Origin of the sequence: Aporhodopirellula sallentina SM41, assembly GCF_000346505.1 — a bacterium.
In the GTDB taxonomy this organism is placed as follows: Bacteria; Planctomycetota; Planctomycetia; order Pirellulales; family Pirellulaceae; genus Rhodopirellula; species Rhodopirellula sallentina.
This window is the reverse complement of record NZ_ANOH01000480.1, coordinates 1-21,740: the sequence shown is the minus strand read 5'-3', so window position 1 is coordinate 21,740 and position 21,740 is coordinate 1. Positions and strand designations below refer to the sequence as shown.

Annotated in this window: 13 protein-coding genes; 9 read left to right on the top strand and 4 right to left on the bottom strand. The window is 57.6% G+C overall.

Translation table 11 applies throughout. The features are described from left to right. The first annotated feature begins 273 nt into the window (after positions 1–273). Positions 274–3,144 (top strand): 2-oxoglutarate dehydrogenase E1 component, encoded by a 2,871-nt coding sequence (locus tag RSSM_RS30815; RefSeq protein WP_008689299.1) that lies wholly within the window; start codon positions 274–276, stop codon positions 3,142–3,144. Between the two features lie 351 nt (positions 3,145–3,495). Here the strand turns inward: RSSM_RS30815 and RSSM_RS30810 are convergent, their stop codons facing one another. Both RSSM_RS30810 and RSSM_RS30805 read right to left on the bottom strand, forming a co-directional pair. Then, positions 3,496–4,254, bottom strand: a complete 759-nt coding sequence (locus RSSM_RS30810) for a metallophosphoesterase family protein (RefSeq protein ID WP_044304120.1) — start codon at positions 4,252–4,254, stop codon at positions 3,496–3,498. A gap of 4 nt (positions 4,255–4,258) precedes the next feature. Next, the gene (locus tag RSSM_RS30805) at positions 4,259–5,017 is read right to left on the bottom strand and encodes a metallophosphoesterase family protein (protein WP_008689297.1); all 759 of its coding nucleotides are present in this window, start codon (positions 5,015–5,017) and stop codon (positions 4,259–4,261) included. 121 nt (positions 5,018–5,138) lie between these two features. Between RSSM_RS30805 and tsaB the strand changes: the two genes are divergently transcribed. Next, the gene (gene tsaB, locus RSSM_RS30800) at positions 5,139–5,957 is read left to right on the top strand and encodes a tRNA (adenosine(37)-N6)-threonylcarbamoyltransferase complex dimerization subunit type 1 TsaB (protein ID WP_236621514.1); all 819 of its coding nucleotides are present in this window, start codon (positions 5,139–5,141) and stop codon (positions 5,955–5,957) included. On the opposite strand, the gene uppS is transcribed toward tsaB, so the two are convergent. Continuing rightward, entirely contained in the window at positions 5,954–6,751 is a 798-nt protein-coding gene (gene uppS, locus RSSM_RS30795) for a polyprenyl diphosphate synthase (protein ID WP_008689293.1), read from the bottom strand. The two genes, tsaB and uppS, sit on opposite strands and share 4 nt — an antisense overlap. Before the next feature lie 39 nt (positions 6,752–6,790). Beyond that, positions 6,791–8,059: a lactate racemase domain-containing protein gene (locus RSSM_RS30790; RefSeq protein ID WP_008689290.1), complete on the bottom strand. Its 1,269-nt coding sequence runs from the start codon at positions 8,057–8,059 to the stop codon at positions 6,791–6,793. Between the two features lie 264 nt (positions 8,060–8,323). On the opposite strand from RSSM_RS30790, the gene RSSM_RS30785 reads away from it, so the two are divergent. The 7 genes from RSSM_RS30785 to RSSM_RS30755 form a co-directional block, all read left to right on the top strand. Next, positions 8,324–9,241: an ATP-binding response regulator gene (locus RSSM_RS30785; protein ID WP_044304119.1), complete on the top strand. Its 918-nt coding sequence runs from the start codon at positions 8,324–8,326 to the stop codon at positions 9,239–9,241. A 70-nt stretch (positions 9,242–9,311) separates the two neighbouring features. Beyond that, positions 9,312–11,918 (top strand): PAS domain-containing hybrid sensor histidine kinase/response regulator, encoded by a 2,607-nt coding sequence (locus RSSM_RS30780; RefSeq protein ID WP_008689287.1) that lies wholly within the window; start codon positions 9,312–9,314, stop codon positions 11,916–11,918. Between the two features lie 95 nt (positions 11,919–12,013). After that, complete coding sequence (locus RSSM_RS30775) at positions 12,014–14,161, top strand: hypothetical protein (RefSeq protein ID WP_008689285.1); 2,148 nt, start codon at positions 12,014–12,016, stop codon at positions 14,159–14,161. Between the two features lie 242 nt (positions 14,162–14,403). Then, positions 14,404–16,920: a glycosyl hydrolase family 95 catalytic domain-containing protein gene (locus tag RSSM_RS30770; protein WP_008689283.1), complete on the top strand. Its 2,517-nt coding sequence runs from the start codon at positions 14,404–14,406 to the stop codon at positions 16,918–16,920. Between the two features lie 298 nt (positions 16,921–17,218). Beyond that, positions 17,219–19,018 (top strand): transcriptional regulator, encoded by a 1,800-nt coding sequence (locus RSSM_RS30765; RefSeq protein ID WP_236621513.1) that lies wholly within the window; start codon positions 17,219–17,221, stop codon positions 19,016–19,018. Positions 19,019–19,094: 76 nt separating this feature from the next. Further along, complete coding sequence (locus RSSM_RS30760; protein WP_008689280.1) at positions 19,095–20,300, top strand: hypothetical protein; 1,206 nt, start codon at positions 19,095–19,097, stop codon at positions 20,298–20,300. 3 nt (positions 20,301–20,303) lie between these two features. Continuing rightward, positions 20,304–21,740, top strand: a 1,437-nt coding sequence (locus RSSM_RS30755) for a WD40 repeat domain-containing protein (RefSeq protein ID WP_144060258.1), incomplete at its 3' end; no start/stop codon positions are given.

Here is a 21,740-nt window from a genome sequence, read left to right as displayed (position 1 = left end):
AATTCGCTTTGTGAATAGCCCCACGGTCGCAAATCGGATTGTCCGCGTGCTCTGTGATTGTTTGTCCATAGTCTCGTTGGGGATGAAGTGTCGCCGCGAAGCATGGTTTTGCAATTCGGCAAGAGTGATGTTCGGTCGGTTTGATGTTGAAACGCACCTGACGTTGTCCCATTTCATCGTTTTCGAAGCCATCTCGTCTTTGAAAGCTCAGCCTCTCCCCTTCGAAGCCAACTCGGTGGTGGCCACTCATCGGTCCGACCGCCGCCCTCGCTCATGAATAGTTATTCGTTGGATTACATCGACGATTTGTACGTGCAGTACGTGCGTGACCCGTCGAGCGTGTCAGAAACATGGCGTCAATATTTCGAGCAGTTTCTCGTCGGGGCGGGGGCTCCGGTGCAAAACACGCCTGTACCGGCTGGGGCGGGGACCTCTCGAACCCGGTCGGCGGGACCGATCGGCGGTTCGGTCCGGATCGCGGGAGTGACGCAGCCCCGGGGTGGTGAAGCGGCCTCCGGCACGAACGGCGATGTGCCCTCGGGGTCGACCGGCAACCAGAACGTTGATCAAGCGTTGTGGTTGGCGCGGATTCAAGACCGGATCGACCAGCTCGTGCGAGAGTATCGGGTGCGCGGGCACTTGGTCGCCAAACTCGACCCACTCGGGCTGTTTGAGAATGGCTGCCCAGAGCTGTCGCCGCAGAGCCACGGGCTGAGCGACCAGGATTTGGCGCGTCCTTTCGACAGCAGCATTCTCGAAAACGTGACCGGCAGCACGCTCGACGTGATCCTGAAAAAGCTGCAGCAGACCTACTGCCGCAGCATCGGTGCCCAGTTCATGCACATCGACAATCGCAACATCCGCGATTGGTTGCAGCGTCGGATGGAAACGACTGAGAACCGTCTCGACCTGTCGTACGAACGCCAGCGGCGGATTTACACGCGTTTGGCCGACGCGACGATTTTCGAAGAGTTCGTGCGGCGGAAGTTCGTGGGGGCCAAAACGTTCTCGCTCGAAGGTGCCGAGAGTTTGATCCCGCTGCTCGATTTGGCTCTGGAGAAAGCCGGGCAGCACAAAGTTCAGGAAGTCGTCATGGGGATGGCGCACCGCGGCCGCCTCAACGTGATGGCGAACATCCTGAAGAAGCGGGCGATGAACATCTTCTGGTCGTTCGATGACCCGACGCCGGAGTTAAGCCGCGGTGGCGGTGATGTGCGTTATCACCTTGGATACAGCAGTGATTGGAAGACGGCCTCGGGCGACACACTGCACATTTCGCTGTGTTTCAACCCCAGCCACCTGGAGTTCGTCAACACGGTCGCTCAGGGGCGATGCCGGTGCAAGCAAGACAACCGGGGCGACACCGCACGAAAAGAGGTGATGACCATCCTCGTCCATGGCGATGCCGCGTTCGCGGGCGAGGGGATCGTGCAGGAAACCCTCAACCTCAGCGAACTGAACGGGTACCGGACCGGCGGAACCCTGCACGTCGTGATCAACAACCAGGTCGGATTCACCACCGATCCACGCGACGGCCGCAGCACCACGTACGCGACCGACGTCGCGAAGATGTTGCAGATCCCGATTTTTCACGTCAACGGCGAGGACCCCGAAGCGGTCGCGCAGGTTGTTTCGCTGGCGATGGATTTCCGCAAAGAGTTCCAACGCGATGTCGTGATCGACCTTTATGCGTACCGTCGTTGGGGACACAACGAAGGCGACGAGCCGCGGTTCACGCAGCCCCGGATGTACACCGAAATCGACCGCCGTCCCGGCGTGCGGCAACAGTACCTCAACCGCCTTCTGAAGCTCGGCAAAATCACCGAGGAAGAAGCGGAGCAGATCAGCAAGGAACGGACCGAAAAACTCGAACGCGAATTCGAGGCCAGCAAGAACGAAACGTTCGTTCCCGACACGCAAACACTCGCCGCGAATTGGAGCGAGTACTTTGGTGGCCCCGAGCCGGATGAGGCGGTCGACACCACGATCGATATCGAAAACCTCAGTCGATTGCTCGACTCGCTGACTCGGTTGCCCGAAGGGTTCGCCTCGCACAAGAAACTGAAGCGTCCGATGGCGCAGCGGCGGGAGATGGCTGCCGGCGAGCGTCCGTTGGATTGGGCCGCCGCCGAACTCGCCGCGTTCGCGTCGTTGCTCGAGCAAGGACACCCGATCCGTATGACCGGCCAGGATTGCCAACGGGGAACGTTCAGCCACCGGCACGCGGTTTTGCACGACGTCCGCGACGGCAGCACGTACACACCGCTGGCGAACATCAGCGACAAGCAGGCCCGGTTGGAGCTCTACAACAGTCCGCTCAGCGAAGCCGGCGTGCTCGGTTTTGAGTACGGGTATTCCCTCGACTCGCCGAGCGGTTTGTGCGTTTGGGAGGCACAGTTCGGTGACTTCTGGAACGTCGCTCAGGTGATCGTCGACCAGTTTATCGCCAGTGCGGAAGACAAGTGGGATCGCTTGTCGGGGCTGGTCATGTTGTTGCCGCACGGTTTCGAGGGGCAAGGGCCGGAACACTGCAGCGCTCGGATCGAGCGATGGCTCGCGATGGCTGCAGAACACAACATTCAAATTTGCCAGCCAACGACGCCGTCGCAGTACTTCCACCTGCTCCGCCGCCAGGTGCTGCGAAAATGGCGGAAGCCTTTGATCGTTCTGACGCCAAAGAGTTTGCTGCGTCATCCGGAGGTCACCAGTCCTCTGAAGATTGTCGCCAACGGCAGCTTCCAAAAGATCCTTCCCGATCGCAAAGTGCCGCTCGAAGGTGCCCGGCGTTTGCTGCTGTGTACGGGAAAGATTTACTACGATCTGTTGCAGGAGCGGCTCGATCGCGAGATCGAAAATGTGCCGATCATGCGTGTCGAGCAACTCTACCCGCTCGCGATTGAGGAACTGATGGCGGCTCTTGAAGGCCTGCCTGATGGTACCGAGGTTCGCTGGATCCAAGATGAACCGGAAAACATGGGCGCTTGGCCGTACATGAAATTCAAATTCGGCGATGAGCTGTCGCGACGGTTCTCGCTGTCCAAGGCGACGCGAACCGAGTCGGCGAGCCCGAGCACCGGCAGCATGGCCGCGCACAAGTTAGAGCAAGCCGATCTGATCAAGTCCGCGTTTGAAGGGCTCGAGTAGTTTCCTGCTCTCAAGACGTTGCCGAAGTCGCCAGAATTCGGGGATCTGAATTCTGGCGAACTCCGCTACGGGGATTGGCCGCGTCGAATGTCAGCGTGCTCACGTAGCTTATGGCAGCTCTATTTCCGGGTAGCCGTAGTGAATCTTGTGAAAGATCCTCATGCAGCAGGGTCTCTCACAAGATTCACTACCGCCTGTCTGAAGAGAGAATCGCTACGCTGCTAGTATTTCAATGCAGCGTGGCTTTCGGGTGGAGTCGTAGTGGATGACGCAAGGAATCCCCTTGCGTGACTAGCGAATCAAGGACTCGTCGCCTCGTCCACTACCCGAAAATCAAGTTGACATGAAGTACTAGCGGCCTTCGCGGAGTCGGTAGCCTAGGAAGTTATCCAGGTCGCTCTCTTCTTCAATCGCGCGAACGGTCCGTTCGATGTCGTACTCAACGCGACGGAATTCGAGCACGCCTGGTTCGGCGATCACGTAGCAACTGCGAGGGTCGCCGTCACGCGGCTGGCCGACGCTGCCGACGTTGATCATCAGTTTGGCGTTGGGGTCGCCGAGAGAGTAGCCGGTCCCGGTTTCAGCGGGGCGGATGAAGCGATGGTCTGCCGTGAAGACTCCCGGCACGTGCGTGTGTCCTTGGAAGCACAGCCGTGGCACGAGAGAAAACAGTTTCTCCATCTTCTTCAGGTTTTGCGTGTCTTCCGGGAAGACGTATTCGTTCGTTGGTCCACGTGGGGATCCGTGAACGAACAGCCAATCGTTTTCGCGGACGGTGCGAGGCAATTGGCAGAGGTAGTCGATCCTGCGACGGCTCGCTTCGGGATCGTCGCCGACACGTTCGAGTTGGTTGCGAGTCCAGAAGATTGCTTGTTCGGCAGCGACATTGAATCCTTCCGGATCGAACAGCGAGCTGCTGTCGTGGTTTCCGAGGACGCAGAAGTCGAACTCCATGACCTGATCCAGGCACGCGCACGGTTCCGGACCGTAGCCCACCACGTCGCCCAGGCAGACAATTCGATCGACTCGTTGCGATTCGATGTCTTCCATGACCGAGTTCAGGGCAGACAGGTTGCCGTGAATGTCACTTAAGATTGCTGTGCGCGTCACGCGATCAGTGTCCTCGTTTGAGCCGATCGCCGAGCGCGTTGTCGAGATCGGGTTCGTTGTAAATCTTGGTTGCGGTTGCTTCGATGTCGTATTCGACCCGACGATAAGTAATCGTATTGGAATCGGTGTCGAGGATCAGGTAACAGGAGCGATTGTTTTCGTCGCGTGGTTGCCCGACGCTGCCGACATTGATCAGCAGTTTGGCCGAACCGAGCGTGTAGGTGTTGTCGCACTCTTCCGGTGAGATGAATTCACAGGTGGTCGTAAAAATACCGGGCAGGTGCGTGTGCCCCATGAAGCAATATTGGTCAATCTTGCCGAACAGGATTTCCATCTTGCGGGTGTCGTAGACGTATTCCGGGAACACGTATTCGTTCGTCGGATCGCGTGGCGAGCCGTGGACGAATCGGTAAGGATCGTCGTTAAGGAACCGCGGCAGTTCGCCGAGGAAATCCCAGCGGGCGTTGACTTGGGATTGGCTGCCGTTGCCGGCATCGAGTTGATCACGGGTCCAGTAGATCGCACGCAACGCCATCGGGTTGAATCCGTCCGGGTCGAACAGAGCCGCTTGATCGTGGTTCCCCAGAATCGTCTGTTTGCACCGACGCATGACCAGGTCGAGGCACTCGCACGGATTAGGGCCATAGCCGATGATGTCCCCGAGGCAGTAGATTTCGTCAACGCCGATGGCATCGATGTCCGCCATGACGGCCTGTAGAGCTTCCAGGTTGCCGTGGATATCGCTGATCAACGCTCGTTTCACGAAATCTCTCGAAAACCTGGTAAAAATCGGATTCAATAACTACTTTTACGCCACATAGACGCCTCCGCACCGCGGCCGTTTCAAACATTATCGTCCGCGGTGGCGTCGGATTGTAGCGTGTATGAATTTTGTGCAACAACCTATGCAGCAGGAATTATCTGACTCACCGGATCGATCGACCGGTCTGAAGACGCTCGCGATCGAGGTGATCGGCCGTGAAGGTTCGATCGCGTTGATGGATGACGCACGCGTGGTGGAGGCTCGCTGGCTTGGCCGCGAATCCAGGGCGGCGGCGGGATTGGCGGTGCAGATTTCGGATCTCGCAGAAAAAAGGTTGCCCGATCGGTTGCTCAGCTCCCTCGACGGAATCTCCGTGGCGGTCGGTCCCGGATCGTTCACCGGACTGCGGGTTGCCGTCACGACGGCGAAAACACTCGGTTATGCCCTGCAAATTCCGATCGTTGCGGTGAATTCGCTGTGCGCGATCGCGGAGCTCTCCCCTGTCGAAAATGCTAAGAGAGCTGTGGCGGCATCGGCGGTGCTCGTTGGATTGTCGGCGTACCGGGGCCAAGTCTATCGAGGACGCTTTGTCGCCGGTGAGGATGCCGATATCGATTTGGTCTCGGCCGAGCAATGGAAAACGGAATTGCAGTCGGCTGTATCGTGCGGAACCGCACAGCCTATGGCGTGCGACGAGACACCGCATTCGCACGATGAAAAAAAATACATTTTCATGGGTGATCGTGCGGTTTTCGATCGTGTCGGGGTCGAAATTTCGGACGCCCAGTGGGCTGGCGACGGACTGCAGCGGGCCGCCGGGGTCGGACGCCTCGGTGTCGAAATGCTTCGGCGAGGCGAAACCACGCCCGCGATGGATTTGGTGCCCGACTACCTCCGACCGAGTGCGGCAGAAGAAAAGGCCAGCGGCGCGATTGGTTAGTTCGGCACCAGTCCGCCGAAACGTCGGGTGCGTTCACCGAAGTCCGTCAACGCTTGTTGGAAGTCTTCGTCTTCGAATTCCGGCCAGCACTTTTGGGTGAACCAGAACTCCGCGTAGCTCACCTGCCAGAGTAGGAAGTTACTGATTCGCATGTCGCCACCGGTTCGGATCATCAGGTCGACCTCGGCAAGACCTTGTGTGTCGAGGTTTTCGGCGACCAACTTTTCGTCGATGGAATCTGGCGACAGGCCTTCTTCCAGGGCCTTGGTTACCAAACGCCGTGTCGCTCGAGCGATTTCGTCTCGACCGCCGTAGTCGACCGCCAGGACGAGTTCGGTGCCCGTGTTATCGCGACAGAGTTTCTGTGTCCGTTCGACTTCGCGGAGGACTTTCTCGTCGAGTCGATCGACGCGTCCGATAAAACGCAGACGCAGGTTTTGTTCGAGCAGGGTACGACGTTCTTCGATCAGGTACTGACGCAGGAGGTGCATCAGAAAGTCGAGTTCGGTCTTCGGGCGTTTCCAGTTTTCGCTCGACAGGCAGTAAAGCGTAAGCGCCTCCAGTTTTAACCGCGAGGCCATTTCGGTGGTTCTGCGAACCGTCGCCACACCACGGCGGTGCCCTTCGATACGTGGCAAGCCTCGCCCCTGCGCCCATCGACCGTTGCCGTCCATGATGATCGCGACGTGACGAGGGAGGTTGCCCTCCGGCGTCGGGTCGGCAGCGGCAGGCGACGTCGAAGGCGTCTCCGGGTTCAATATGTTGTCCGAGTTCGAAGGGCGTGAGGTTGACATGGAAACGGTCGAAAGGTCGGTGAGCGGGCAGGGGCGGTTTCAGTCCAACGGGGCTTCCCAAAGTCCGAGAGCCGGGTTTTGGACGTAGTAGAACTCGGTTCCGTCGATGTCCTCATGAAAGCCATCCTGCAGCTTGTTGATGTCATAACGTTGCATCAGAGCATTCAGGTCGCCAGGGATGAACCCGACGGAACGAATTTCTTCGTCGCTCAATTTCCCGGCTGCGTAGACGACGTCGAAACGGTTCTCAGGTGATCCGTGCACGAGGTGTGCGGCGGCGGACGGGTCGGACGCGAGGTCTTCGTTATCGGCAACCAACTGCATGACTTCTTTCTTGGTCCGGTATCCGTACTTGCGGATCAATTGATCGATCCGTTTGTCTTCGCCGAACTCCTCGACGGCCGGGCCCAGGACCGTCAGGCGGCCGCCCGTTGCGATCGCTTTGCGAGTGCGGTAGATCGCTTTGTTGCCCAACCACGTGCTTTTGAACTCGCTCGGGTCGAGGTAGGCGACGACATGTTTGGGGGCTCGCGGCAGGTGCGTGATGTTGACTTGACGCGATAACTCCGCGGCGGCGTAGAAGGTTTCGTGATCGTCGCCGATGTACAAACCGCGAGTCAGCTTGGTGCCGTCCTTGAGCAGTTCAATCACGGTCAACGCGTACAGCAGCGGCATGTCCTGGCAGAAGTGATCCTGAGCGTAGTTGAGGATCTGCCGCAGCGGTGTGTTGGCGACTCCGAGAGTTTGGTCGATACCGACCATCGCGCTGAGGTAATGGCTTTCGTTGATGCCCGACACGCCGCCGGTGCCGACGAAGACGTTTTTGTTGTAGTTGGCCATCCCGATGACTTCGTGCGGGACGACCTGTCCGATCGAAAAGATCAGATCGTGGTTGCCGTCGCGGAGCATCTTGTTGACCTCGGCCGGCCAACTTTTTGTGTAGATGCCCTGCGTCGCTTCGGAAACGAAGTCAGCCGGGACTTCGCCGAGTTGCACCACGTCGTCACGCCACCGGTGGGCGCGGAATAAATCGTGAGGGACGCCCGGGAACATGTGATCCAACTGAGGGGGCGTCATCGGTGAGTGGGTTCCGAGGGCCGGCATGATGTCAGTCACGCGGTCGCCGAGCAATTCGTGAGACAATACCGTCAATTCACCGGCCCGACTGAACAAACGCGTCTGGTCGGGCGGCAGCAGAAGAACATTCTTGGGCGGCGAAATCGCGTCAAAGGTGGTTTGCAGAGCCGATCGCAGATCTTCGGTTGTCAGCGAGGTCGTGGGCGAGCCGTTTGCGTAGTAGATGGTCATGGGGAAGGTCCGATTGCGTCGGGGGAGAGCGAAAACGTCGAAAACAGGAGGCTGCGGTTGGCCAGTCGGAGTTGCGGCAGCCTACTAGTTTGGGGGTCGGTAAGGCGTTATTATCTTACCTTAGGGGTGGATAACGAGCATGTGTCATGGCCTTGTTCGTTGGTTACTGAACGGATCGGCACTCTGCTCGCAAGGCGGATTGGGGCTGTTCAGCAAGACTCGTCTCAATTTCAACCTGCTTGTTCTCACCAAAGGACGAACATCATGGCCAAGATCTTACTGGTAGAAGACAGTCCAACCCAGGCCGCCCAGATATCGATGTTGTTGGAGGCGGCCGAGCATGAGGTTGTTCACGCCAACAACGGGCAGTGTGGGATTGACGAGCTGCGACGGCAATCCATTGATATCGTCGTTACTGATTTGGAAATGCCCGAACTCAACGGGCTGCAGTTGGTTGAGAGGATGCGTGACGATTTTTCGCACATCCCCAGTATCCTCGTCACCGGGCACGGCAGCGAAGAGCTCGCGGCCGAGGCGTTGCAACTCGGTGCGGCGGGGTACGTTCCGAAAAATCGGATGAGCGAACTGCTCAACAACACGATCATCGACGTTCTCGGGGTGATCCGAACCGACGCGAGTTACGCGAAGCTCATTTCGACGTTGCAGAAGAACGTTTTCGTTTTTGATTTGCCGAATGATCCGTTGTTGATCAACCCACTCGTCGGACTGCTGATGCAGGTGAGTTCGGGAATGGAGTTGTTGCCGAGTATCGACATGGTCCGTCTCGGGGTCGCCGTCGAGCATGCGTTGGCCAATGCGATGTTGCACGGCAATCTCGAATTGACGACGCAGCAGTGCCCGAGCCACCACGAGTTGGCCCGTGATGGTAAGTTTAGCGAAGCGATGCGGCAGCGCATCCAGCAGGCTCCTTATTGCGATCGGACCGTTCGTGTCGAAGCGATCGCGGCGACTGAGGAAATCCGGATCATCGTGACCGACCAAGGCGCGGGGTTCGATACCTCGACGGTTCCCCAGAAAGGTCAGTTGGATCCCAAGGCGATGTCCGAGGATGAAAACGCACCGCGTGGTCAGGGGTTGGTGCTCATGGCCAGCTTCGTTGACGAATTGGTCTACAATGACCAAGGTAACGAAGTCACATTGATTAAACGTTGTCGAACCTGATTGATCGTGACTGACATGTTCTCATGCCGGTCCGCGATCGTTCCGACGATCCCCAGCGGCGTGTAGAAAGATGTCCCCAACCGACTCATCGTCGAACGAACGCGACCTGCAGACCTCGGCGACCTATCGGGCGCTCGCGAACAGTCTGCCACTGAGTGTGCTGATCAAATCAAACGACGGTCGGCGCGTGTTCGCCAATGAGGCGTACCTGAAGTGGCGAAACCTGTGTTGGGAGGACGTCGCGGGGAAACTCGATTCGGATCTGTTCGACGAAGAAATCGCACGCAAATATACCGAGGACGACCGGCGGGTTCTCGAGAGCGGTCAGGCTCAACACGCGGTCGAGCAAGCCAGTGTCGCCGACGGCAGCATCGGTTGGATCGAACGGGTCAAAAGCCCGATCTACGACGCCAACGGTAAATTGCTGGGGATTCAGGTTCTCTTTTGGGACGTTACGGCGCGAGTCCAGGCCGAGAATAAGAGCCGCTTTGAACAATCGCTGCTGAACACGCTGCTCGAAAACATTCCGGACTCGATCTATTTCAAGGATCTGCAGAGCCGGTTCATTCGCGTCAGTCGGGCGATGGCGGAAAAGTTTGGTTATCACGATCCGCAAGAGATCATCGCCAAATCCGACGCGGATATTTTTACGCTCGAGCACGCCGAGCAGGCCCGCAAAGACGAACTCGAAGTGATCGAGACCGGTGTCCCCCTGGTCGATCGCGTCGAGCGAGAAACCTGGCCCGAACGCGACGACACTTGGTGCATGACGACCAAAATGCCCCTCGTCGACGAAGACGGAGACACGATCGGAACGTTTGGGATCTCGCGCGATATCACGGCACTGAAACGCAGCGAAGCGGCACTGAAAGAAGCCGTGCGGATGGCCGATGCGGCGAACCGGGCCAAGAGTGAGTTTCTAGCCAACATGAGTCACGAAATTCGCACCCCGATGAATGCGTTGGTGGGGATGGCGGACTTGCTCGCCCAAACCGATCTGAGTGAGGTGCAGAGCGAGTATGTGGACACAATCCGCCGCTCATCCGATTCGCTGTTGCGACTGCTTAACGACATTCTCGACTTTTCGAAAATCGAAGCCCGTAAACTCGAACTCGAGGCGGTCCCGTTCTCGCTCGGCTATGAAATCCAGGCCGCGATTTCAACGCTCCGCTATCAAGGTGCCAAGAAGAACCTCGAGTTGCGTCTCGATTACGAGGAAGGTTTACCACACTACTTCGTCGGTGACCCAGGACGAATTCGGCAAATTCTTATCAACCTGATTGGCAACGCGGTGAAGTTTACAGACCGTGGTGGCGTCACCGTCGTTGTCAAACGTTTGCCTCCGGCGCAAACCGATCAGACGCCGGTTGATCAGACGCATCCCGAGGAGGTGGCTGCTCTCGAACAATCCGGCGCAAACGCCAACGTGGCCAACGAAAGCGATAGCGAGCCCGAAAACGAATCCGACATCACCGACGGAGGCAAGACGCGACTGCTCGTCAGCATCGTTGACACCGGGATCGGGATTTCGCCGGAACAGCAGGCCTCGGTGTTGGCTCCGTTCACGCAGGCGGACGCTTCGATGACGCGGCGGTTCGGTGGCACCGGATTGGGGCTGAGTATCAGCCGACAACTCGTTGAATTGATGGGTGGCACCTTGCAGCTACGAAGTGAACTCGGTGTCGGAACGACATTCTTTTTTGATTTGGAATTGTCGGTCGCCGATCATTCGGACATGGAGCGGAACGACGATGACCTGGAAGAAGATCTCGGGGGCGAGGAGTTTGTCGCCACGCAGCCTCTCCGCGTGTTGGTCGCCGAGGATGGTGTTACCAATCAACACGTGATCGCAGGATTGTTGCGTTCCCTCGGTCACGAGTGTTCAATCGCCAGCGACGGACGTGAAACGTTATCGAAGTGGCGTAACGAAACCTACGACGTGATCCTGATGGACATGCACATGCCGGTGATGGACGGGCTCGAGGCGACCGTCGAGATTCGGCAGCAGGAAATGGGAACAGATCATCATATTCCCATTATCGCGTTAACCGCCGCGGCGATGGCGGAGGACGCCCGGTTGTGTCGCGAGGCCGGCATGGACGACTACCTGACCAAACCGATCCGGCGGCGCAAACTGCATCGTGCCCTGGAAGTGATCCATCCTATCGGTGCTGCAACCGCCGCCGTTTCCTCGTCTGCCTCGGCGGGTTCGGGGGCCATCTTCACGAGTTCGAAAACCGTCGACAATCAATCGGGGATCACGGTGGAAGGCAGTGCGCGGTTCGCTCGATCGCTGGAATCGGCCGACCGACTCGTCCTGGGGAACAAACACGCCGGGTGCCTGGATCTCGATTCGGCTCGTTCGCGGATCCCCGGCGGGGTTTCGGGAGTGCTCCGTCTCGCTGCGGTTTTCAAGGAAGAGTGTCAGTCCCTTTTGGATTTGTTGGAGACGGATATTTCGTCGGGGGACAACGACTCGGCTCGACGCAATGCCCACACGCTCAAGGGAGCCTGCGGGCTGCTCGGGGCCAAGCAATTGCAGGCCGCGGCCGGAGAGATCGAAGAGGCCGGTCGAGAGGGCAGGCTCTCGAATCCCGACGAGGCGGGACCACTGCTGCAATCGCTACAAACCGAAGCAAACCGGGTTCTCGCCGCGGTCGACGAACTGTTGCAGTAGTGCCGACGTCGAAAAGCGATCGCGGACGCCTCGGATCCGATTAGAATGCGGGCGGGCCTCCGCTCCCTGACCGCCTCCTCGATCACGCTTTTCTCATGATTGTTCCACTCGTTCGGTTCACTTTTGTCGCCGCGTTGGCGGTCGCATGCTTGCTCGCCGGGGACATCCGTCGGGCCGACGCTCAGTTGCTGCGACAGACGATCGAGGAACTCAGCGTCGAGCCGCCTGATCCCGCCGTCGAACAATGGGTGCAGCGAGCCCAACGTGGCCCGGCGGAACTTGGACGCGCCATTTCCGCGCTGACCCGGATGGGAGAATTCGAAAAAGTCAACGAACTCGCCGCCCGACTCGGCAGCCTCGGCTACAAGGCGCCGCAAAAAGTTATGGTCGCCGAACAGATTGATCCGGCGGAAAGACTCCGCATCGTCTCGCATCCCGACGTGAGCCCCGAAGCGATCACTGCCATCGACGATGTCTTCAACCTACGTCAGGAAAGTTTGGCGTCGCCGAAACGGATCGCCAAAGCCATCGAAGCGTTGACGTCGTCAAACGTCGATCAATCCTTGCCTGCGATTCGTGTGTTGTTCGAAGGCGGTGAAGCATCGACCGCGGCTTTGGTACACGCGATCGTGACCGAGCGAGATTCCGACAAACGCGACTCTTTGTTGCGGGCAATGATTCGGATCGACGAGGCGTCCGGCGTTGAGGCGCTGCAGCGTATTTCGCTCTACGGTACCGACGCTACTCGCGCCGGCGCACTATCGGCGTTGGTGCGGTTGGCCGGTAGGGATCTCGCAGGCAATGAATCGGTTCTGACTGAGTTGGTGACGGCACTCTATCGGCAGGACGATGCGAGCGACGGTGGCGAAGGCGTCAGCGCGTCGGCGCGGATTGCTTCGGACGCTCTCGCATCCACCGGCGTTGCGATCCCGTTGCGCACGAGCGTGATCGAGGAATTGAACTCGCGGTTGGAGGCCGCCGACCAACGTGCCAATCGCAGCCTTCGTAACTTCGGACGTGTCACCGCGTGGGTGATTAACGAACAGCGTACCGGTGTCAGCCCTCAGCGAATCCCGCAGTGGGTTCTCGAGTTTCGCAATGCGGCCGATGCGGCGGCGCGACTCGTTGCGGTTGGTGACAACGACGCGACGAGTGTGGTGCGGCAACTGAACTCAATCCTCGCTTACAACGTGGCCAACAATCCTGATTGGGGATCGTCCGATCAGGTCGCTGCGTTTCGGTCCAACGAGTTGTTACCCGCCGTTGGCGTCATCCAGTCCTCGGAAATCGACTTCCTGCTCTCCGCAATCGATCTCGCCAAAGAAACCCAAAACGAGCCCGCTTTGATCGGTTGGCTGCGAATGATCCAGCCTGCCGAAAACGTTTCGCCTGCCCCGTGGTTCGTCGCGACCGGCCGACACGTGTCTTCGTTGGTGGAGACGGTCGATCATCCCAATGCCATCGTCCGGTACGAGGCTGCCGCCGCGATCGCGCGGTTGCGTCCCACCGATGCGTATGCGGGCAGCGCGCGAGTGCGACAGCGTTGGCGTCAGATGAGTCTGTTGACCGATCGACCGACGGCAATCGTATTGGAAAATCGTCCCGAAGTGATCACGGAACTTGAAACGCTAATCAACCAGGCCGGGTTGGAACCCAGGTTTGCAACCTCGGTCCGTCAGGCGGAGATTTTTGCCTCCCTCGGCGAAGATCTGCGTTTGATCATCAGCAAACGAGAACCATTCGATGCCTCCGCCGTTGAGTTGATTGACCGCGTCCGCCGTATTAACGCTGCACGCGATACTCCGTTGGTCATTTACAGAGATCCTCCACCTCGGGTTGCCGAAGAGGCACCGGAGGAGGAAGAGGACCTGTCTGGTTTGAACGAAGTCGAGCTGCAAAAACTAGCCGACGAGGCGGCGGTCACGCCGGATCGATTTGGCGTCATCGGTGGAATTGAGAACATCAAAGGAATCGTGCACCGCGAGTTGCTCTATGGAGATCTCGACGCCGACCACACAACGCGGCTTCCACTCAACTTGGAGTGGGTGGGTGAAGAGCGTTGGGGAGACGAGTCACTGCGAGCCGGATTGATTCGTGACATTGAACGTCCACGATCGGTCGCCGGCCTTTATGAATTGCTCTTGGCGAGTCGTCGCCACCTGCACCTGCCCCCGCTGAGCCCGGTCGATCGGGCTCGCTTCCGCGATATTGCGGCCGAAGCACTGGCGGATATCGATCGCTGAGCATCGCTCGGCTTCGAATGCTTTTGGTGAACCGTTGCGTGTTCCTTTCTATGGACTATCGCAGGGGGCGGTGAGTCAATTCGATGTGTGAGGCAACGTTTCCACACCCGAGTTTCGGTCGAGCGTCTGCGTGTCTACACTGCAACGTGGGTTGAGTCATTCCCCTCGAAACAAGCGTTGCATGCTGCTTCGATCCCTCCTTCTATGTCTTCGGACGCCTGCCCCCAATTGGTGAAGTGTATATGTTTGCTCGTCGCAATGAATCCGCATTGGTTTGGTTGTTAACGCTTGTGGTGTTTGTTTCCAACGCCTCGTTTGCCAGCGCTGAAAAAACGTTAGCCCCCGCGAAACATTCACCTTCAATCGCCGGCGTCTCCATTCCGGAACGTGGCAGTTGGAGCGAACGTCCCGCTGAAATTTGGCAAGAGGCGTTGGTGACGGGGAACGGAACGCTCGGAGCGATGGTCTTCGGCAATCCCGCGAGCGAACGCATCGTGTTGAATCACGAACGACTCTACGAGCCGCTGCTCGATTCGCCATGCCCGGTTCCGGATATCGCGTCCGCGCTTCCCGAAGTACGACGGTTGATGCGAGAGGGTAAGTACGCCGAAGCCTACAAGCATTCGTTTCAGTCGGCGATCGACGCGGGGTTTCCAGGGATTCAGTGGACCGATCCCTATCACCCGGCTTGTGCCCTGATCATCGATCAGGCCGCCAATGTCAACGGTGATGTTCCGTCCGTGCGCAGCGTCGACTTTCGATCTGGTGAAGTTGCCGTGCAGTGGGAGTCGTCAGGAAAGTCATTTCAACGACACACTTTTGTATCTCGACCCGACAATGTGATCGTCACACGCGTTGTCGGTGAGCCCGGGCAACGGGTGACGGGAACCGTGCGTTTGGTCAATCAAGACTCGCGGCCGAAATCGAAACGCACCGATCATAAGGGAGGCGGATACCACGATCCCGAAATCGCAGCCGAAGACGGATGGCTGACCTATCACTGCAAATACACGAAATCGCCGCGTGGATACGCGGTCGCGGTTCGATCGATCGCAAGGAACGGTACCTGCGAAAGCAACGGTGAGTCGCTCGATTTCGATTGTGAGGAACTCGTCCTGCTGATCGCCATCGAATCGATCGAGAATGATGATTTGTCTGGACGCTTCACACGCGAACTGAAAACACGACTCTCCGAGATCGATGCCGCTTACGATTCTCTGTTTTCACGTCACGCAGATGTTCATCGCGAGATGTTCGATCGTGTCGATTTGCGTTTGGCGGCGACCGAGAATGATCATCTCAGCAACGAGGCGTTGATCCGGCTTCAGAAGCAATCCGCCGACGAGCAGTTGCAACCGGCGCTGCTGACAAAAATGTTCGACATGGGACGCTACACCCTGATCTCTTCGTCAGGAGAATGGCCGCCGAACCTAATGGGATTGTGGAACGGGGACTGGCGTCCCGATTGGTCCGGTGATTTTACGTTGGACGCGAACGTCAATCTGCAAATTTCAGCAGCGAACCTGGCAGCGCTGCCGGAAGCTATCGCGAGTTATGACCGACTCGTGATGGGAGTTGTTGGCGATTGGCGAACGAACGCAAAGAACCTATTCGGTTGTCGTGGAGTTCTGTCGGGGATTCGTACCGACGGTCGTCACAATTTGAATACGCACTATTCGCCATCCTTTCCCGGAAGCCTTTGGATCTCGGGGGCGCAGTGGTTGTTGTTGCCGATGTTTGAACACTATCAAACGACCGGCGATGTTCGTTATTTGAAAGAACGTCTGTTGCCGGTGATGAAGGAGGTGGCGCTGTTCTACGAAGACTACCTGAGCGAGCGGGATGGAAATGGTGATCGAATGTTTGTACCATCCTATTCGCCGGAGAATCGGCCGGGTAATAGTAACTCGCCCGCCGCGATCAACGCCACAATGGATATCGCCTGTTGCAAGCAAGTGTTGACGCAGTTGATCGGGCTCAAAGACGTAGGCGGACTCACCGACGAAGAGGTTGCTCGCTATGAAGGGGTGCTTGACGAGTTGCCGCCTTACCTCGTCAACGATGATGGAGCGTTGAAGGAGTGGGCCTACCCGGCACTCGATGACAACTACGACCATCGCCACGTGTCGCATCTCTATCCGGTATGGCCGGGGCATGAGATCAATCCGGAGGACACGCCTGAGTGGTTCGAAGCAGCGGTCGAGGCGGCAAGGCGTCGGGGGCGAGGCAACGGTTCGGCACACGGTCTCGCTCACATGGCTCTGATCGGGACGCGGTTGAAAGATGCGGATCTGGTCGAGGGCAACCTGCGGTTTATGTTGTCGCGTGATTATCTCCTGCCGAGCCTATTCACCTATCACAACCCGCGAAGAATCTACAACGCCGACATGCTGCACAGCCTGCCGGCGGTTGTGATCGAGATGCTCGTTTATTCACGGCCCGCGACATCGCAGCGTGCAGCCGAAATCGAGTTGCTCCCGGCGTTGAAGGACACGCCCGCGCTCGCTGTCGGTGAGATTCGCGGCGTGCGATGCCGAAATCAAGTCACCGTCACTTCCCTCGCGTGGGACTTCGAAAAATCGGAAGTACGAGTGAAATTGACGTCACCGAATCAGGGACCGCTCAATATTCGCGTTCGCCGAGGGATCGTTTCCGCCGAAACGGGGACGGGGGAATCGTTGCCTGTTGACGGTAACAACTTGGTGGCAATTGAGTTACAGCCCGACGAGGACATGGAGGTGGCTTTTCGGCTTCGCTAGCACGCGCGTCGGGAATTCACTTGTTGGTGCGTCAAATTGACCTAAACTATAGTCCCTCGTTTGGGGGTCGGTGGTTCTGCACGCATTTTCTACGGTCAGATGATGTGATCGGTCAGACTCCTGTCCGCTGAGGAGGGGTTTTTGCCATAGAGGTAATGGACACCTTCGGCGACCGGGAGAAAACCGGTTTCCATGCCATGATCCAAAGTAGACCACCAAAATGAAACCATCGATTTCCATACTGCCGTCGGGCCAGTTACTGCCGATGATCGGGGTCGTGATGTGTTCGCTAGCCTCAATGCCAGCGAGCATTCTAGCTCACGAGAACACGCAGGCTACCGAAAACAACGCCGAGGCGCTGGCCAATGAGGCAACCGTTCTCGTGTCAACGAATGCGGAAGCAGGGGCGAGCGAAGATTCCGCTGAACTCGCTAAGAACGCGCTGCACATCCTGCGTCAGAATTGCCATCGTTGTCACGGCGTCGAATTCAAAATCGACAAAATGAATGTTCTCGATCGAGATAGCTTGGTCGGTGCCGTGCGTCCGAGAGCCGACGGCGACCGGGACGTGTACGTCATTCCCAGTGATGCCGAATCGTCGCTGTTGTGGAATGTGATCAAAGACGAACACATGCCACCGAAGAAGCCGCTCGCCGACGATGACAAGCAGATCATTAAAAGGTGGATCGACGCCGGCGCGCCGTGGGAAACGGATGACTCACGCGAGTTCATTGACGACGTCGATGTTCTACGCCAGATCGCGCGGCACCTGTTTGATATACGCAAAGACGAACGCAAGTTCCAACGTTATCTAACGCTGACTCACATTCACAACAATCGATCGGTCACCGATCGTGATATGCGGATCTATCGCGCGGCACTCTCGAAAGCCGTCAACAGCATGTCGGACCAGGCAACCATCAAGCCTCCGACACCCATCGACGATGCTAAGACGATCTATAACATTGACCTTCGCCACTACGGATGGCAGGAATTCGGAACATGGGAAGCGGTTCTCGAACAATATCCGTTCGGTATCAAACCTCAGTCGAGTATTGAAGCACTCGAAATTTACGAGAAGATCGAGGAACTCTACGGTTCGGCCAACTTCGACGGCGTAACATCGATTCGCGCAGATTGGTTCGTCGCCAACGCGACCCGCCCTCCGCTTTACCACTCACTCACCGGGATTCCGGAGAAACTATCGACGCTGCTCGAACGCGTCGGCGTTGATGTTGAAAAGAACTTCCGGCTGAACACTTCGCGTCGTGCAGGCCTTTTCGAGAGTGGTGTTTCGGGACAAAACCGATTGATCGAATACCATTCGTCGACCAACGGCACGTTCTGGCTCAGTTACGACTTTGACCGCAACGCGGGCCGAGGCAATCTCGCTCGGTTCCCTCTCGGGCCGAAGTTCGAAGACAACGAGTTCGACGCGGAGGCGTTCGAACATGCCGGTGGCGAAATCATTTTCAATCTGCCCAACGGGCTGCACGCATACATGCTGGTCGATGGCGAAGGTAATCGAATCGATGAGGGGCCGGTCAACATCGTTTGGGATTCGCTGAACATTTCAGGGAGCCCGCTGGTTGTGAACGGGCTTTCCTGCATGAGCTGTCACAAGCACGGGATGCTGGATTTTACGGATTTCGTCCGCGAGGGAACTGCTGTGCAGAACCCGCAGGCTCGCCGCAAAGTTCAGGAGTTGTTCCCCGAACAGAGCGAACTCGATCGTGCCCGTGAATCGACCAAGCAGAATTATTTGCAACATTTATGGCGTGCTGTCGCTGGGGAATTGGAGTTGTCGCCCAACGATCGCGATGCGTTGCTCAGCTTTGAAGAACCGATCAGTCGCGTGACCCAGTTGTACGCAAAGAACCTGGATCTCGAGGCTGCTGCCTGTGAACTCGGTATTGAGGACACCGATCTCCTGCGAAACCAAGTGTTCTCGGGACGACTCGTTGAACTCGGTCTCGGACCGCTCGCCCTTGAAGGTGGCACCATTAAGAGGGCGTTTTGGGATTCCGCCGAGACGACATCCTCTGTCTTCCAAGAAGCCGCCAGTTCGCTTCGAATCGGCACGCCGATTTCCAACTGACCGCCTCTCGTTGATCTGAAATTTACCGTAAGTGAACCAAAACCGCCGATCGAGACTCCACGCAAAGGACCCCGACATGAATATCCGACCCATTAGTCTTCCCGGAATCGCTCGCCTGGCGGCGTTTTCGGTGCTGAGTTTTCTGTTCCTCGCTCCGGTTCACGGTGCGACGCTCGATGATGCCATCGTGAACCTCGCCGAGAACATTTCGGAGTACCTGGAAGAAAAGGGACAGCGACAAATTATGCTCGGCACCTTTGACGGTCCGGGAACAGCCACGGCGGGGCGTGCCATCCGCGCATCGCTGAAGGACGAGTTGACCAAGAAAGACACGCAGGTCGTGCCGCTCGGTGCGAGTTGGACGGTTCGGGGTGCGTTCAGTTTTGAACAAACCGGTTCGTCGGCGATCGTCTTGATCAAAGCCAACCTGTTCGACAAGTCGGGCAAGGAGATTTCAGGGTTCCGCGAGAAGGTCAAGGTCGAAGAGGTCCGAAGCATTGAAGACATCAGCCGATTGCTCGGCCTGACTGTTGATCTCGATGAAGAGCAAGATGCGGTCGCTCAGGTTGCCAACGATACCTCTTCGAGCAAGAGCGAAACGGCGAAGCAATTGGTGAGCAAACAAGCCGAGGTTACCGGGAAATTGGTTTCGAGCGTGAGCGAACCGATCTTCGCGTTCCGCAACTCAGGAAACACCGTCGTCTCACCCGACGCGAACAGCAAGTTCCGTGTGGAAATCATGGTCGCCAATCAATCGACCAATGGTTTCAATCCTTTGTCGATCGAGAACGCCGGCGGTTTCCCTTTTGCTCCTCTGCAAGCAAACGATGTCTACAAGATTCGTCTCTACAATGACGCGGACCATGCGGTTGGCGTGAAATTGTCGATCGACGGAATCAATTCCTTCTGCCTGTCAGAAGATCCTTCGCTACGCACCCGTGGCACATGGTTCTTCCCGGCGAAAAGCGTCGGAGTGATTTCCGGTTGGTATGTCTCGCCGACGTTGCTCAAAGAGTTCGTCGTGACTGCAAACGGTGAATCGCTCGGGTTGCCTCACGGTGCCGATATCGGAACAGTGACAGCCCAGTTCTTTCACGCGTGGACCGAGAATGAGCAACCGCCCGCAGTCGAGTTGTTGGCGAAGAACAAAGGGCAACTGCGAACCGGCATCGGAAAAGACATCACGCGAAAAGCCGGTTTTCAAAGGTGCTATTTCGGCGAAACGTTGCTTTCGTCGGTCAGCATTCGTTACAGCAACCCTGACGACCTGCCGCTCGAGTAAACGATGAACCGAGCATACCGCGACACGGTGTCAGATAAGTGTCTCTGGCACCTTTTGTCGGTTTTTGTTGTTGGTGTGTGGATGGCGTTGGCCGTTTCATCCGCTGAGGCACAATCACCATCGCCACGGGTTGTCTTGGAAACCCATGGGCCGGTTGGGCAAATTCGACAGTTGCGGTTCTCGGGCGACTCGCAGCGGCTCTATGCCGCCGGTCTCGACAAACGCGTGCATGTCTACGAGGTCGGTTGGGAGAATCGCGGGGGCGGACCCCCTGCACTCACGCGGGTGCCGCCGATGGATTGGGAGCAGGCTCGCGGGAACCGAGGTGGTATCTTTGCCCTCGCTTTGCATCCCAACGCCCCTGAAATGGTTCTCGGTGGGGTGGGGGCACGGCAACAAACCGGCGACATTGCTGAGTTTGATTTAGCAACCGGACGCGTGTCGGGGTGTGTCCCGACTCCTGCCGAGCGGACCGCCGCGGCGAAAGCACAGCGGATTGGGACCGAGGGACATCGCTATTCGGTGATGTCATTGGACTATTCGCTCGACGGGACGCGTTTTGTTTCTCGTGATGAACGTGGCGGAATGTTTTTGTGGGACCGGCAGCAAGGCGGTGGCTTTCAGGGGACACGTTTGCGGCCGTCGGGGCCGGAGGCGATTCGTTTCGCACCGCGTGCAATCTTCTCTGACAATCAGACGCTCGTCTATTCGCGGCGAGAGAACGACGCTCGAGTACGATTGATCGCTCGGTCAATCCGCACGGGGAACGAAGCAACGTTCACCGAGGACTACTACGAACGTGTCGCGGCGCTAACCCGAGACCATCGAGGTCTTTTTTGGGCGTCGGCGGACGCGCGAGGCAACGTGTACGTTTCTGATATCCGAAACCCGGCCAATCGGTTTCGAGTCCGATCAGAATGGCCTCACGTGACTTCGGTCGCGATCGGACCGACATCGTTCGCGGTGTTAAGCAATCAGTTCATCGACGGTCGGGTCGGCAAATCAATTGTCGAACTGTTTGACCTCACGACTAAACAAAGGTTCGATTCGCTCGTCGTGTCGACGACCGAAAACTCGCTCGCGGTAGCCATCTCGCCCAACGGAAGATTCCTGGCGGTCTCCAAAGAAGACCCTCGCGAGATATTGCTGTATTCGCTGGCGGACCGACGTTCGAATCCGAACTCGAAACCCTTCAGCACAACGCCTGCGGTCGCTCGGGCGGACGTGTTATCGACCCGTGTCTTGGCGTTGTCGGAGGACGGAACTCGGTTGGGTTTTGGTCCCGACGAGAGGGCGATTACATCGGCTTTGGAACTCGTTCATGGGGAAATTGCGACAGAGCAAATTCCACGTGATGATTGGGTGTTGTCGAAAACCGATCCGCCGGGTTGGCAGGTCGTTCGTGTCGATCTGCCGACGACTCAAGTCAAGGTGGTCGAT